The sequence below is a fragment of the Paenibacillus sp. FSL W8-1187 genome (assembly GCF_037965485.1).
Lineage (GTDB): Bacteria > Bacillota > Bacilli > Paenibacillales > Paenibacillaceae > Paenibacillus_O > Paenibacillus_O pasadenensis.
Map to the genome: position 1 here is coordinate 5,465,510 of NZ_CP150181.1, position 13,732 is coordinate 5,479,241.

The window sequence follows — 13,732 nt, forward strand, 5'->3', positions numbered from 1 at the left end:
GACGGACGCTTCTTTTGCCAATCGTCGAGGCCTGGCGAAAACTAGCGCCGCCGCCTTGCCCCTGGCGGCAAAGAGCTCGCCGACCAATTGCGGCGGCATGCGGTCAGCCAGCAGCTCGCGGGGCTCGGCCGTCGGCTGTCAACGTTCGTGCAGCAGCCCCCGCAAATGCTCCGCCAGCGCCTCCGCCGCCTGCCGATGCGCCTCGGCGCCGGGATGCTGGCGGGCGCCCTGCGTGCGGGCCGTCATCGCCGGCAGCTGGAACACGGCGACGCGGCGGTCGCCGGTGCGCCTCGCATGGGCGTCGACGGCGCGATAGAGGCTCGGCATCATCTCGATGCCGAGCATGCCGTACGCCCAGACGATCCACGCCTGCGGATTGCAGGCGCGCAGCCGTCCGAGGAATTGCTCAGCCGCCGCCTCGAACGCCTGCAAATCCTCCTCGTGAAAGCTGCCGTCGTCCTTCAGCCGCTGCTTGAACGTCTGCCCCGTCTCCGCGCAGGTCCACTGCGGCGAGCGGAACGCGCCGCTGTCGTTCGTGCCGAGATTGACGACGACCGCATCCGGCTGCCAGGAGCCGAAGTCATGCGGCTCCAGCGCGCCGAGCGCCGCGTTGCGCTCGCCGCCGAGCAGGCCGCATGTCTGCTCGTACACCGCCGGCATCCGCGAGCGCGGATCATTGTCCCAGCCGCTGAGCACCCCCCAGCCGCTCTGCGACAGGATGCGGCAGTCGGCGTCCAGCGCCTCGGCCGTCCGCCAGCCGTAGCTGTCGAGCGCGCTGAACCACATCGGGATCCAGTCCTCTTCCGCCTGCGCCCCGACCGCTCCTTCGCCGGAAGTAATGCTGTCCCCGACGAACTCGATCCGGCGCGCCCGCTCCGGCACCGGCAGCAGCTCCCCGTCCGTGCGCAGGCCGTGGAGCAGCAGCGCGCAGGCCGGATCTCCGCTCATTGCCTGCGTTTCCTTGACGAAACGCACGCGCTTGGCCGTCCGCGGGTCCATCCCGCGGAACACCGGCACCCAGCGTCGGCCCTCCTGAGCCATCTGGCGGCTGACCGGAGCCCCGTTCACCAGCAGGCTGAACCATGGCTCATACGATCCGAACGAAGCCTCGACCTCCAGCCACAGCTCCGTCCCCGTCACGACCAGCTCGATGCCGCTGCCCGTCCAGAACAGCGCGAGCGGCGAGCGCGACGGCCCTGTCCTCCCATGCGCTCGGATCAGCGGCGCATCCTCCAGCGCCATCGTCCGCATCTTCCGTTCCATTCTCGCATCCCCCTCGTCGGCTCTTTTCGCGCGAGCCCTGCATCCGTGCATGGGTCCAGCGCCCACGGGCGGCGCAGCCTAACGGTTAGGCCGCACCGATCTCCTCCTTATCGTTCCACTCGGCAGAGGGATCGTCAAGCCTGCGGCAGCCTCCGCGCCGGACGCCGCTCCGCACGCCGGTACGCCCGGGGCGTCTGGCCTTCCCATTTCTTGAACACCTTGATGAAGTAGCTCTGATCGTGAAAGCTCAGCCACGCCGCGATGTCCGCGACCGGGTAGTCGGTGAGCGACAGCAGCTTCTTGGCCTCCTCGATCCGCTCGCGCTGGATGTAGGCCGAGATCGTCAGCCCGACCTCCTGGCGGAACAGGCCGGACAGGTAGTTGGGGCTGAGGTGGGCGCGCTCGGCGAGCCGGGGAAGCGTCAGCTCTCCGTACAGCCCGCTGGCGATCTCATGGAGGCAGTCCTGCACGGCGGGAGAAAAGCGGCCGCGGCGCTCCTGCGCCACCCGGTCGACGAAGTCGAACAGCGCCTTGGTCATGACCGCGCCGACCTCCTGCAGCGACGGCTGGTCCTCGAGCTGCTGAATATAGTAGTCGCTGAGCGTGAAAGCCGTCTCCTCCGGCAGGCCGCCCTCGATGGCGGCCCGGCAGATGAGCGCGATGCCGGTGATCATCAGGTTCTTCTCGCTGCGCAGGCGGCTGCGGCGCGCGAGCACGCCGAATTCCTCCTCGCCGACGATGAACTCCATGACGAACGCGCGCATCCGTTCTTTTTCCCCGGTGCGCACGTAGTGCAGCAAGACGCGCTCATGCGGCAGATTGGCATGCTGCAGCCCGCTGCGCCGGCTGCGCGACAGCTCCGCCTCCGCGCCGCGCCGCTCCGCCGAGGCGGGCTCCTGCAGCGGAGCCTCGGCCAGCAGGCCGGCTGCCGGATCGACCGGCGTCCGGCGCACCGCGAAGTGGACCATGAGGCCGATCGCGGCGGCCCGCTCCGACTCCAGCAGCGGCACCGCCTCGTACAGCTCGAGCAGCTGGCGCCGGTTGCCGGCATGGAGCGCGGCCAGTCCTTCGTCCAGGCCGTCGCCCGCATCCCGCTCCTGCGCGAACGGTCCGAGCACGATCGTGCCGGCGAGCCGCTCGTCGTCCAGCGCGTTCACGAACAGGTACTGCAGCCGCGAGCGCGTGAAGCGGATCGGCTGGTCGGCCGCCACAAGCGCATATTCGGCGCCGGCGACCTGGTCGCGGACGGCCGCGAAGAACGGATTGGTCCGGAGCGCGGCGGGGGCGTGCTCCGCTTCGATTTTTCGCCCTGGATGGACGATGAAGACCGGCACCTGCAGGGCGTCGTATAGAAGCCTTCCGAATTCCCTCAGCTGCTCCAGCTTGTTCATGTCCGTCCCCCTTCGGCTGCCGGCCGATCTCAAGATGTGAAAAAAGTACTACAAATCGGAGAAAAGAACAAGGAACGCCGATGTAAGCGCTCTACAATGGAGGAGCAGCAGATCCCACTCTCTCCGAAAGGATGATTCCCATATGCTTAACGAAAAAATCGCGCTCGTCACCGGCGGAGGTAGCGGCATCGGCCGCGCCACGAGCCTGAAGATGGCCGGCTACGGAGCCAAGCTCGTCATCGTCGACTTCAACGAGGCCGGAGGCCAGGAAACGGTCCGGCTGATCCAGGAGCAGGGCGGCGAGGCGATCTTCGTCCAGGCCGACGTCTCCAAGGCCGAGGACGTGCAGCGCTATGTGCAGGCGGCCGTCGACGCCTTCGGCCGGATCGACGTCTTTTTCAACAACTCCGGCATCGTGCAGAAGTTCAACCGGCTCGCCGACATCGAGGAGAGCGAGTTCGACCGCATCATGAGCGTCAACGTGCGCGGCGTCTTCCTCGGCATGAAGTATGTGCTGAAGGTGATGGAGCAGCAGGGCGGCGGCTCGATCGTGAACACGGCTTCCACCGCGGGCGTGAAGAGCGAGCATAGCGCGTCGGCCTATTCCGCGAGCAAGCATGCGGTCGTCGGCTTGACGAAGGGCGCGGCGATCGAATATGTGAAAAAAGGCATTCGCGTCAACGCCATCTGCCCGGGCGGCGTCGAGACGGCGCTGACGAAGGGCGTCGAGGCGGCGTTCCTGTCCGGCGGCTACGTGCCGGAGGAAGTCGGCAACATGCGCATGGGCCGCTACGCCCAGCCGGACGAGCTCGCCGAGGTGGCCTGCTTCCTGGCCTCGGATCGCGCCAGCTACATGACCGGCTCGATCGTCGTCGCCGACGGCGGGCTCACGCTGTAAGGCGCGGACGGACGGGAAAGTCGCAAAAAAGAGAAGGAGCCGAGCTTGCTCGGCTCCTTCTCTTTTTTGCGGTTGATGGCGATGGGCGGATGGACCGCCGGAACCGGCGGGACGGGACGGATTCAAGGCAGTTTTCTGCCTTGAATCCATCGGTTCCGGCTGGCTGGGACGGATTCAAGGCACATTTCTACCTTGGATTTGCCGGTTCCGGCCGTCGGGCCGGATCCAAGGCACATTTCTGCCTTGGGTTCAGCGTTTCCGGCCGGTCGGGCCGGATCCAAGGCACTTTTCTGCCTTGGATTCGCCGGTTCCGGCCGACGGGCCGGATCCAAGGCAGTTTTCTGCCTTGGATTCGCCGGTTCCGGCCGGTCGGGCCGGATCCAAGGCACTTTTCTGCCTTGGATCCACCGGTTCCGGCCGTCCGGGCCGGATCCAAGGCAGTTTTCTGCCTTGGATTCGCCGGTTCCGGCCGTCGGGCCGGATCCAAGGCAGTTTTCTGCCTTGGATCCATCGGTTCCGGCCGGTCGGGCCGGGTCCAAGGCACATTTCTGCCTTGGATTTGCCGGTTCCGGCCGGCCGGGACGGATTCAAGGCAGTTTTCTGCCTTGGATTTTCCGGTTCCGGCCGACGGGCCGCATCCAAGGCAGTTTTCTGCCTTGGATCCACCGGTTCCGGCCGTCCGGGCCGGATCCAAGGCAGTTTTCTGCCTTGGATTCGCCGGTTCCGGCCGACGGGCCGGATCCAAGGCACTTTTCTGCCTTGGATTCGCCGGTTCCGGCCGTCGGACCGGCTCCAAGGCAGTTTTCTGCCTTGGATTCACCGGTTCCGGGCAAGCGAGGATGGCTGCATACGGCGGACTGCGATGAAGGAGTTCAGACTACCTTCGTACGTCCTGGCTGTACCTGCCCTTGCCTTGTCCGCCTCGCCCTGCCTCTACCTGCCTTGCCCTGTCCGCCTCGTTCCACCTTTACCTGACTTGCCTTGTCCGCCTTGCCCGTCCCGCATCGTCCTGCCGCTCGCCCGCAGTGCAGCTCGCCTAGAGGCCGAGCTGCTCCCGCCAGCGGCGCTTCGGCTGCCAGCCGAGCAGGCGCATCGCCTTTTCGCTGCTCAGCAGCGACTCATGCCCTTCCAGCGGAGCGCGATAATCCTGCACCTCGGGATAGCGCGCGGCCATCAGCTCGCGGCTCGGAACCGCCATGCTCGTCTCGTCCGACGCCAGGTTCAGCGCGACCGAGCCGAGCCCCTCCGCCTCGACGGCCAGACGGCAAGCCTCGGCGGCATCGCGCGTGTCGATGTAGCTCCATAGGATGCGCTCCCGCTCCTCGGGCTTGTCGATCCAGGACGGGAACTGCTCGTACCACTCCGGCGGAATGACGTTGCCGAGCCGCAGCGAGACGACCTGCATGCCGGTCCGCCGATGGAACATATCGGCCGTCAGCTCGCCGACGACCTTGGACAGGCCGTAACTGTCCTGCGGCAGCTGAGGATGCGCCTCGTCCATCGGCACATACTGCGGGCCGAACGGATGCACGGCGAAGCAGATGCCGTAGCTCGACTCGCTCGAGGCGACGACGGCCTTGCGGATGCCGAGCCCCGCCGCGGCCTCCAGCACGTTGTAGGTGGACATGACGTTGTTGCGGAACGTCGTCTCGGGCGGCACCATGCCCGCTCTCGGGATCGCCGCCAGGTGCACGACCGCGTCTGCGCCGGCGAGCGCGCCGTAAGTCTGGCCGAGATCCTGCAGATCGACGATGAGCGTCGGGCAGAGCGGCTCCTCCGGGTGGCGGGTATCGACATTCGTCACTTCATAGCCTTGCTCGAGGAAATGCCGGACGACCCAGCGGCCCAGCATGCCGCTTCCTCCGGTCACGACGACTTTTTTGCCTGCAGATGACATGGTCGGATCTGCCTCCTCTAGATGGTTTTCATGGCCCTGCTACGCTTGCATGCCCGAAGCCTGGGCAGCAGCTTCCCTTAGCTTAAACTTGGTTTAAACGATAAACAATCGATTTCTGGACTATGCCCGAAGTGGAAAAAAAGGTATGGTTTACCTATCCGAGAATGGTGGAGGGGGAGCGGTCCGGTGGAGGAATATGTGAGGGATTATGCGATGTATGCGTCGGTGTTCGGCCTGTTCGGCATGAGCTGGTTCGGCTGGGCTCAGGAGAAGCCGCGCGAGTCGTGGCGCGTCTGGCTCGGAATCGCGGCGGGAGCGGCGCTGCTCGTCTGCCTGGCCGGCGTCTACTTGAGCATCGCGAACTGGGATGCGCCATCGGCGCTGAACGAGACGAACGCCTACCGCGATTATCTGATCGCCTTCTATGCGGAGCTGGCGCTGGCCGGCATCGGCTCCTGGCTCCTGTACCGGGCCAAGAAGCCGTCCTTCGTGGCGCCGTGGATCGCGCTCGTCGTCGGAGCCCATTTAATCAGCCTGAAAAGCGTCTTCGACGACCCGGCGCTGCATATCCTCGCGGCCGTCATGATCGCCGTCGCCTTCGCCGCTGTCCCGCTGGCGCGAAAGCTGAACGTCGCCTCGAGCGCGATGACCGGCATCGGCTGCGGGACGATCCTGCTCGGATTCGCCGCGCTGGGCCTAATCCGCTTCTGGATGGCGGCCTGAAGCCCGCAGGCCGGCGTCGCCCGTGTGGCCCGCGAGGCCAGCTTCGCCTGCGTCGCCCGGGTGGCCCGTGCGAGGCCAGCATCGCCTGCGTCGCCCGTGTGGCCAGCGAGGCCAGCGTCGCCTGTATGGCCCGCGAGGCCCGTGTGGCCCGCAGGCCAGCTTCGCCTGCGTCGCCCGCGGGGAGCCGACTGCCGAGCGAGCGGCTCCTCGCGCCCGCCGCTTACGCCTGCGCGGAGGCCGGCTTGGCGGGCCGCCTGAACAGCGGCAGCTGCAGCCAGAGGATGCCGCCGATGAACACGGCCGCTCCGATCCCGACGTAGATCGTCATCGGCTCGTCGAAGAACAGCACCGACCAGAGCATCGTGAACAGCGCCTGCACGTTGCCGAGCAGCGCGGCCGCGGCGAGCGGCACGCGCTTCAGCCCTTCCGCGAACCAGACAAAGCTGAGCCCGGTAATGAGGCCGAGCGCGAGCACCGCCGCCCATGCGGCAAGCGACATCTCGCCGACGAAGCCCCAGCCGGGCTGCAGCGGCGGCAACGGCGCCAGCAGCAGCGCGCTGACGGCGAACGCCGACAGGTTCATGCTGCCGGAATCCAGCTCGCCGACGAGGCGGCGCTGGCTGATGACATGCAGCCCCGCCCCGGTGCCTCCGAGCACGAGCAGCAGCATCGTCAGCCCGCCCGAGCCGAGCTGCTCCAGCGGCATGCCGTTCCAGCCGATGAGGCCGACGCCGAGCATGCGCAGCGCGGCGGCCGTCCAGCCGCGGCCGGATACGCGCTCGCGCAGCAGCCAGGCGGAGAACAGCAGGATCGCCGTCGTCTGCACCGGCGGGATCAGGATGTTGGAGTACGAGTAGCCGAGCGTGATCGCGGCGTTCTCGAACAGGTAGTTGGCCGCTTTGGCCGCTCCGCCGATCCAGATCCACTTGAGCGCCAGATGAAGCCGCAGCCCGCGGCCCCGCACGAGCATATAGATTCCCAGAAACAGCACGCCGAAGAAAAAGCGGCCGAACGAAATCGCGAAGCTGTCCAGCATCGGCGAAGCGGTCTTGACCAGCACGCCGACGAAGCTCCAGGCCAGCGTGGCCAGAAGCACAAGCACGTAACCCATTGCCGTTCCCCCTTCGATGCATGAAGTATAGGCTCGCACGGGAGAATAGGCAAGAGCGGCGGCAGAAGGCCGAGCGGCTTCGTTTCCAGCCGTTCCCCCTGCGGAAGCGGTTGTGGAAGGCGGCATTCCTCGCTATAATACTGAATATACGTTCAGGATACGATCAAGGCTAGGAAACCGGGGTGAGGCCGAGTTGAACAAGAAGCAGCAGCAGACGGAGCAGACGAAAAAACGGATCGCCGACGCCGCACGGACGTTGTTCGTGCAAAAGGGCTACAAGGCGACGTCGATCGACGAGATCGTCCAGGCGACCGGCTGCAGCGCCGGCAACATCTACTACCATTTCAAGAGCAAGGAAGGGCTCATCCTCCATCTGCTCGACGAGTGGAACCGCGAATGGGAAGACAACTGGCTCGCCGAGGAAGCCCGCTACGAGACGGCGGCCGACAAGCTGTACGGCATGGCCGAGCATCTCGCGCTCGACCAGTGGAGCCACCCGCTGGCCAAGGCGGTCGACGAGTTTTTCAACCTGTCCGACAAGACGAGCGGCGTCGAAGAGCGAATGCACGGCATCGTGGAAGGCTATCTGGCGTTCAACCGCCAGCTGCTGCAAAAGGGCGTCGACAGCGGAGAGTTCGCGGTCCAGGACGTGGAGACGGCGGCTCTCCTGCTGGACAGCCTGCTCTACGGCCTCAGCCAGCATGCCAAGCGCATGACGCGGGAAAAGGCTCTCGCGGCCTATCGGGCCGGAATGGATGCGTTCCTGTACGGAATCGCCGGAGCGGCTCGGTAACAGCCGCGCTTTTTTTCGCCATATTCTAGAACGAATATTCAGGATTTTCGCAATCCATCAGGGGGTACCATCATCATGACGCTTCTACTGCGCAACCGCGGAGCGATCCTGCTCCTCATGCTCAACCTGTTTATCGTCTTCACCGGCATCGGCCTCGTCATCCCGATCATGCCGAAATTCATGGAGCTGCTCGGCATCTCCGGCAGCCTCGTCGGCCTGCTCGTCGCTTCCTTCTCGCTGACGCAGCTGCTGTTCTCTCCGCTCGCGGGACGGCTCTCCGACCGGTTCGGCCGCAAGCGGCTGATCGTGATCGGCATGACCGTCTTCGCCGTATCCGAAGCGCTGTTCGGCTTCGCCGAGCAGCCTTGGCTGCTGTTCGCCTCGCGCCTGCTCGGCGGCGTCAGCGCCGCGCTCATCATGCCGGCGGTCATGGCCTACGCCGCGGACGTGACGACCAAGGAGGAGCGCGCGGCCGGGATGGGCTACATCAACGCCGCGATCACGACCGGCTTCATCATCGGGCCCGGCATCGGCGGCTACATCGCCGAGTTCGGCCTGCGCGTGCCGTTCTATGCGGCCGGCGTCGCCGGCCTGATCGCCGCGGCGCTCACGCTGTTCGTGCTGCGCGAGTCGAAGCCGGCGCAGCCGGACGCAGCCGCATACGCGGCGCAGCTTCCGGACGCCTCCTACGGCCGCCGGCGCGGCCTCGCCGGCCAGCTGCTGACGTCCCACCGCGAGCCGTACTTCTTCAGCCTGATCGTCGTCTTCACGTTGTCGTTCGGCCTCGCCAACTTCGAGACGGTGTTCGGCCTGTTCGTCGACCACCGGTTCGGCTTCGAGCCGAAGGACATCGCCTTCATCATCACGTTCGGCTCCATCGCCGGCGCCGTCGTGCAGGTGACCGCCTTCGGCTGGATCCTGAACCGGTTCGGCGAGAAGCGCGTCATCTCGACCTGCCTGCTGTTCGCCGGCGCGTTCATCCTGCTGACGCTGTTCGTGCACACGTTCTGGCTCATCTTCGCCGTGACGTTCGTCGTCTTCCTCGCGATCGACATCCTGCGGCCCGCCATCAGCACGCAGATGTCCAAGCTTGCCGGCGCCGACCAGGGCTACGTAGCCGGACTGAACTCCGCCTTCACGAGCCTCGGCAACATCGCCGGTCCGATCGTCGCGGGCGTGCTGTTCGACGTCCATATCGCGACGCCGTACGCGCTCGCGAGCGTCGTGCTGCTGCTCTGCTTCGTCCTCTCGACGAGGCTGCGGGGCGGGGAGCCGGAGACGGGCCGCTAGGCGGAGCTCCTTCTTCCGTGTCCCGCTCGGCTTGAACCGCGGCAGCCCGATTCCTTATCCTGGGGTCAGCGGCGCATTAAACAACCAGCAAAGGAGGGTCTCTCCATGCATTCGAATCTCCGACTGATCGTCGACACCGACACCGCCGGCGACGACGTCACGTCGCTCCTGATGGGCCTGCTCTGGCCCGGCGTGCGCATCGAGGCGATCACCACCGTCATGGGCAACATTCCTGTCGAATCCTGCACGGCCAATGCGCTGACGACGGTCGAGGCGGCAGGCCGCGGCGGCCAGGTGCCGGTCTACCAGGGCTGCGACCGGCCGCTGCTGCGGCCGCTCATGCAGGCGGCCTACGTCCACGGCGCGGACGGCATGGGCGAGTCGAACTTTCCGCCGCCCGAGCATCGCGCCGAGACCGAGCATGCCGCCCATGCGATCGTCCGGCTGCTGAACGAGCATCCCGGCGAGCTGGAGATCGTCGCGCACGGCCCGCTCACGAACCTCGCCGTCGCGTACATGCTCGACCCTTCCATCGTCCATAAGGTCAAGAAGGTGTGGGTCATGGGCGGCAGCTGCCACTTCCGGGGCAACATCACCGCGACGGCGGAGTTCAACTTCTACGTCGATCCGGAAGCGGCCCGGATCGTGTTCCAGGCCGGCTTCCCGATCGTCATGATCGGCTGGGACATCTGCGTCCGCAACGCCCTCGTCGGCGGCGAGGACCTGCAGCGCCTGCACGCGATCGACACGCCGACAGCGCGCTTCTACCGCCAGGTCAACCGCAAGGCGCTCGCCTTCAACCAAGCGAACGGACTGGACGGCGTCACGCATCCCGACTCCATCACGATGGCGATGGCGATCCAGCCGGAGCTGATGCTGCGCTCGCAGCGCTGCCAGGTGGACATCGAGTGCCAGAGCGAGGCGAACCGCGGCTTCAGCGCCGTCGATACCCGGCCCGCGCCGGAGAATACGCCGGCCTGGACCGGCGGCGAGCGGACAACCGCCGAGGTGTGCCTGGAGGCCGACTACGAACGGTTCTACCGGATGCTGACGGCGGTGCTGAGCGGCGACTTCCGCGAGTTCGCCTGAGGCGCGCGCGGCCCGGCAGGGGCTGCCTGCCTCTGTCCCGCGGAGAACGCGGAAAAAGACGGCGCCGGGATGCTCCCGGCGCCGTCTTTTTCCGCTTGGCGCGCCAGGCTCCGCTCAGTTCGCCGGAGCCATGTTGTTGTAGATGACGTCCGCCGTCACCTTGCCGCCGGCGACATCCTGCGAGGTGTAGCCGGAGACGACGTTGCCGACCTTGAACTCCTTCTGCAGCAGCTCCTCGGACGGCTCTGCGGCCGTCGGCTCCGGGCTGCCGAGGCGGGTCTGCTCCGTGACCGACACCCACAGGTCTCCGACCTTGAAGCTCTTGCCGTCCGCGCTCACCTCGGTGATGACGCCGTCGATGTTGACGGCGACCTTGCCCATGACCGGGGGCTTCGTGCCGACGCCGGCCGAGGCCTGCGGCTTCGGAGCCGGCTCCGGCGCGCTCGGATTCATCAGGAACAGGCTTGCCGACAAGGCCGCGCAGGCGGCCAGGCCGACGCTCCAGCCTGCGATCGTTCTCTTTTTGCTTGCTTCCATATTCATTCTCTCCTTCGCGGGATTGGATTTGATTTCTTCGGCCGAAGCCGCTGCCGCCGTCAGCTTCCGGCATGTCTCTTCCTGAAAGGCCTCGCTCGTCTTGACGCGGTCCATCGCCGACTTATAGACAGACTTCTTCATGGTCCAGACCTCCGATCTTCTGCTTCAGGATCATGCGCCCGCGCGCCAGCCAGGTGCCGACCGTGGCGGGCTTCGCCTGCAGGATCGCCGCGATCTCCTGGATCGAGTAGCCCTCGTAATAATGCAGGTGAATGGGGAGCCGGTACTTGCCGTCCAGAGCCAGCACGGCCTGCAGCACCTCGCTCTCTTCCTTCGGAAGATAGCTCAGGTCCTCGGGCACGGGATGGCGGCTCTTGAACCAGCCCGCCTTCAGCATGTTCTTGCTTTTGTTGATCGCCGTGCGGATCAGCCACGCCTTCTCATGCTCGCGGCTCTCGAAGACGGGACGCTTCTGCAGGTAGGCGAGGAACGTGTCCTGCGCCGCTTCCTCGGCATCCGCCGTGTTTTTCAAATAAGCGAAAGAGACCTTGATCAGGCTCTGCGAATGCTCGCCGATCGCCCGTCGCAGCGATTCGTGGAACGCATCGGAATCGTGCACCGCCGGCACCTCCTTTCACTAGGAATACAACTCGGGAACGCGTTATTTTTCATGGCGCCCATTCTTTTTTTTCCTCTGCCGTCCGCTGGCCCTTGACAGATCCGGCCGTGCGCCTTACCCTGATGTCAGCAACCGCTGACATCTATCAGGGATAAAAGAGGAGAGCGAGCTGTGAGCAACCGTCATCTGGAGAGCAGCGGCAAGCTCCTGCGGGCCGCGATCGACCTGATCGCGGAGAAGGGCTACAACGGCGTCACGACCCAGGAGATCGCCGCGGCGGCCGGCCTCAGCGAGAAGACGCTGTTCCGCCACTTCGGGAGCAAGCAGAACCTGCTCGAAGCCGCGTTCGACCGGCACCATTACGCCGAAGAGATGAAGAAGCTCTTCGAGGAGAAGCTGACCTGGGAGCTGGAGGCCGATCTGCTCACCGTCTGCCGCACCTACCACGCGATCATGAACCGCAACCGCAAGCTCATCGAGATCAGCATCAAGGACGAGGCGCATCTGCCGGGGTTCAAGGAGCGGACCCGGCAGCACCCGCTGCAGCTGCTGGAGATTCTGACGCACTATCTGACCGAGATGGGTGCAAAGGGAAAGGCCGTTCCGGGAAATCCGCGGATGCAGGCGTTCACGTTCATGATGGCTCAGTTCGGCGCCTTCTCGAACGATCTGGAGGCTGGAAGAAACTATCCGCAGCTCGAGCTGGAGCCGTTCCTGCAGGAGAGCGCGAGGCTGTTCGCTAGGGCTTTGACCCCCTAGCCTTTTTTATCCCCCTTATGTCAGTAAGCACTGACACCCATACGAAGCGAAGGAGCGTGAACGGCATGAAGGAATCGATCCAAGCGTACGACGCCGCCATCATCGGAGGAGGACTGACGGGGCTGACGGCGGCCGTCTATCTGGCCCGGGCGGGCCGATCGGTGATCCTGCTGGAAAAAGAGCGGCGGCTCGGAGGAATGGCGGAGACGACCCGCATCAACGGGGCGCTGTTCAATCTGGGGCCGCACGCGATGTACGAGGGAGGAGCGGCGCTCCGCATCCTGCGCGAGCTGGATTGCGAGCCTCCAGGGGGCTATGCGGCGAAGTCAGGCATGCTGGGGATCCTCCAGGGACGGATCGTCGACGTCTCCCGCGACCTGTCCGCGGAGGAAAGCGGGGAGTGGAGCGGGCTCATGGGCGGTCTGAGCGGGATCGACACGGATGCCGTCGGCTCGCTGAGCCTGCGGGACTGGTCGCAGAAAAGATCCGTCACGAGCGCGTGCGGCTCCTGTTCGAGGGCATGTGCAGGCAATGGACGTACAGCGGCGACATGAGCGCGCTCAGCGCCGGCTTCGCCATCCGTCAAGGACAGCTGGCCGCCCTCGGCGTCCGCTACGTCGACCGCGGCTGGCAGGCGGCGGTCGAGCGGCTGCGCGGGGCGGCCGTTCAAGCCGGGGCCGTCCTCGCGGCCGGCCGAGCGGCCGAGCGGGTGCTGCTGCGGGACGGCCGCGTGCGCGGAGTCTCGCTGGCCGACGGGTCTGCCCTGGAGGCGGCAGCCGTCCTCATGGCGGCAGGTCCCGAGGAAGCCTGCCGGCTGGTGCCCGGCAGCGCGCGGATGTCGCTCGGCAAGTGGCGCGGGGAGGCACGCCCCCTCTATGCGGCCTGCCTGGACATCGCGCTGAAGCGGCCCCCTTGCCCGGAGCGCGTATTCGCCCTCGGGCTCGATGAGCCGCTGTATTTCTCCAAGCATTCGGGACCGGTGTCCCTCAGCGACGACGGGTCCGCCGTGTTCCATGCGATGAAGTACAACGGGACGGACGGCGGCTCCGACGCGAAGGCCGACGAAAGCCGGCTGACCGAGCTTCTGGACCTGCTGGAGCCGGGCTGGGACAAGGAAATCGCCGCCATGCGCTTCACTCCCGGCGTCCTCGTCGCCCATGACTCGCGCCCGGCCCGCCGCCACGGCGCCGGTCCTGCTCCCGGACCGGCGGTGCCCGAGGTGTCCGGCCTGTTCGTCGCCGGCGACTGGGTCGGCGCGGACGGACGGCTGGCAGACGCCGCCATGGCCAGCGCCAAGGCGGCGGCCGAGGAGATCTTGCGCCGCCGCTAGCAGCTCCCGAAAGAGATCCTTCGCCGTTGCAG

The 13,732-nt window shown here is 66.2% G+C and carries 14 protein-coding genes; 8 read left to right on the top strand and 6 right to left on the bottom strand.

Annotated features, from left to right (window positions below):
* Positions 1–138: 138 nt before the first annotated feature.
* The gene (locus NYE40_RS23535) at positions 139–1,263 is read right to left on the bottom strand and encodes a GDSL-type esterase/lipase family protein (RefSeq protein WP_339279050.1); all 1,125 of its coding nucleotides are present in this window, start codon (positions 1,261–1,263) and stop codon (positions 139–141) included.
* Positions 1,264–1,397: 134 nt separating this feature from the next.
* Positions 1,398–2,654, bottom strand: a complete 1,257-nt coding sequence (locus tag NYE40_RS23540) for a helix-turn-helix domain-containing protein (protein ID WP_052333518.1) — start codon at positions 2,652–2,654, stop codon at positions 1,398–1,400.
* A 142-nt stretch (positions 2,655–2,796) separates the two neighbouring features.
* Here NYE40_RS23540 and NYE40_RS23545 point away from each other — a divergent pair, with 142 nt between their 5' ends.
* Complete coding sequence (locus NYE40_RS23545; protein ID WP_339279051.1) at positions 2,797–3,552, top strand: glucose 1-dehydrogenase; 756 nt, start codon at positions 2,797–2,799, stop codon at positions 3,550–3,552.
* 1,036 nt (positions 3,553–4,588) lie between these two features.
* Here the strand turns inward: NYE40_RS23545 and NYE40_RS23550 are convergent.
* Complete coding sequence (locus NYE40_RS23550; protein ID WP_043111724.1) at positions 4,589–5,449, bottom strand: NAD(P)-dependent oxidoreductase; 861 nt, start codon at positions 5,447–5,449, stop codon at positions 4,589–4,591.
* A gap of 186 nt (positions 5,450–5,635) precedes the next feature.
* Between NYE40_RS23550 and NYE40_RS23555 the strand changes: the two genes are divergently transcribed.
* Entirely contained in the window at positions 5,636–6,172 is a 537-nt protein-coding gene (locus NYE40_RS23555; protein WP_339279052.1) for a hypothetical protein, read from the top strand.
* Positions 6,173–6,392: 220 nt separating this feature from the next.
* Here the strand turns inward: NYE40_RS23555 and NYE40_RS23560 are convergent, their stop codons facing one another.
* On the bottom strand, positions 6,393–7,283 hold the full coding sequence (locus NYE40_RS23560; protein ID WP_101807515.1) for a DMT family transporter: 891 nt from the start codon (positions 7,281–7,283) through the stop codon (positions 6,393–6,395).
* 193 nt (positions 7,284–7,476) lie between these two features.
* Between NYE40_RS23560 and NYE40_RS23565 the strand changes: the two genes are divergently transcribed.
* From NYE40_RS23565 to NYE40_RS23575, 3 genes are all read left to right on the top strand, one after another.
* Positions 7,477–8,076, top strand: coding sequence for a TetR/AcrR family transcriptional regulator (locus NYE40_RS23565; protein WP_028600176.1), 600 nt, complete (start codon positions 7,477–7,479; stop codon positions 8,074–8,076).
* Positions 8,077–8,151: 75 nt separating this feature from the next.
* On the top strand, positions 8,152–9,366 hold the full coding sequence (locus tag NYE40_RS23570) for an MFS transporter (RefSeq protein WP_339279053.1): 1,215 nt from the start codon (positions 8,152–8,154) through the stop codon (positions 9,364–9,366).
* Positions 9,367–9,471: 105 nt separating this feature from the next.
* Complete coding sequence (locus NYE40_RS23575; RefSeq protein ID WP_339279054.1) at positions 9,472–10,455, top strand: nucleoside hydrolase; 984 nt, start codon at positions 9,472–9,474, stop codon at positions 10,453–10,455.
* Between the two features lie 114 nt (positions 10,456–10,569).
* Here the strand turns inward: NYE40_RS23575 and NYE40_RS23580 are convergent, their stop codons facing one another.
* Both NYE40_RS23580 and NYE40_RS23585 read right to left on the bottom strand, forming a co-directional pair.
* A complete protein-coding gene (locus tag NYE40_RS23580) occupies positions 10,570–11,133 on the bottom strand; it encodes a hypothetical protein (protein WP_339279055.1) in 564 nt (187 codons plus the stop codon).
* Positions 11,114–11,611, bottom strand: a complete 498-nt coding sequence (locus NYE40_RS23585) for a sigma-70 family RNA polymerase sigma factor (RefSeq protein ID WP_339279056.1) — start codon at positions 11,609–11,611, stop codon at positions 11,114–11,116. The genes NYE40_RS23580 and NYE40_RS23585 overlap by 20 nt, the downstream gene beginning before the upstream one ends.
* 171 nt (positions 11,612–11,782) lie before the next feature.
* Between NYE40_RS23585 and NYE40_RS23590 the strand changes: the two genes are divergently transcribed.
* The 3 genes from NYE40_RS23590 (at position 11,783) to NYE40_RS23600 (ending at position 13,700) form a co-directional block, all read left to right on the top strand.
* Positions 11,783–12,370 carry a TetR/AcrR family transcriptional regulator gene (locus NYE40_RS23590; protein ID WP_101807510.1) on the top strand — a complete coding sequence of 196 codons (588 nt, stop codon included), beginning with the start codon at positions 11,783–11,785 and terminating at the stop codon, positions 12,368–12,370.
* A 65-nt stretch (positions 12,371–12,435) separates the two neighbouring features.
* Entirely contained in the window at positions 12,436–12,924 is a 489-nt protein-coding gene (locus NYE40_RS23595) for an FAD-dependent oxidoreductase (RefSeq protein ID WP_339279057.1), read from the top strand.
* On the top strand, positions 12,891–13,700 hold the full coding sequence (locus NYE40_RS23600; protein ID WP_339279058.1) for a hypothetical protein: 810 nt from the start codon (positions 12,891–12,893) through the stop codon (positions 13,698–13,700). The genes NYE40_RS23595 and NYE40_RS23600 overlap by 34 nt, the downstream gene beginning before the upstream one ends.
* The last annotated feature ends 32 nt before the right edge of the window (positions 13,701–13,732 follow it).

Bases quoted from the DNA above. Each gene is read 5' to 3' on its own strand.
- NYE40_RS23550 (WP_043111724.1), bottom strand. From the start codon at position 5,449: ATGTCATCTGCAGGCAAAAAAGTCGTCGTGACCGGAGGAAGCGGCATG.
- NYE40_RS23600 (WP_339279058.1), top strand. From the start codon at position 12,891: ATGTGCAGGCAATGGACGTACAGCGGCGACATGAGCGCGCTCAGCGCC.
- NYE40_RS23580 (WP_339279055.1), bottom strand. From the start codon at position 11,133: ATGAAGAAGTCTGTCTATAAGTCGGCGATGGACCGCGTCAAGACGAGC.
- NYE40_RS23540 (WP_052333518.1), bottom strand. From the start codon at position 2,654: ATGAACAAGCTGGAGCAGCTGAGGGAATTCGGAAGGCTTCTATACGAC.
- NYE40_RS23595 (WP_339279057.1), top strand. From the start codon at position 12,436: ATGAAGGAATCGATCCAAGCGTACGACGCCGCCATCATCGGAGGAGGA.
- NYE40_RS23545 (WP_339279051.1), top strand. From the start codon at position 2,797: ATGCTTAACGAAAAAATCGCGCTCGTCACCGGCGGAGGTAGCGGCATC.
- NYE40_RS23575 (WP_339279054.1), top strand. From the start codon at position 9,472: ATGCATTCGAATCTCCGACTGATCGTCGACACCGACACCGCCGGCGAC.
- NYE40_RS23570 (WP_339279053.1), top strand. From the start codon at position 8,152: ATGACGCTTCTACTGCGCAACCGCGGAGCGATCCTGCTCCTCATGCTC.
- NYE40_RS23535 (WP_339279050.1), bottom strand. From the start codon at position 1,263: ATGGAACGGAAGATGCGGACGATGGCGCTGGAGGATGCGCCGCTGATC.
- NYE40_RS23560 (WP_101807515.1), bottom strand. From the start codon at position 7,283: ATGGGTTACGTGCTTGTGCTTCTGGCCACGCTGGCCTGGAGCTTCGTC.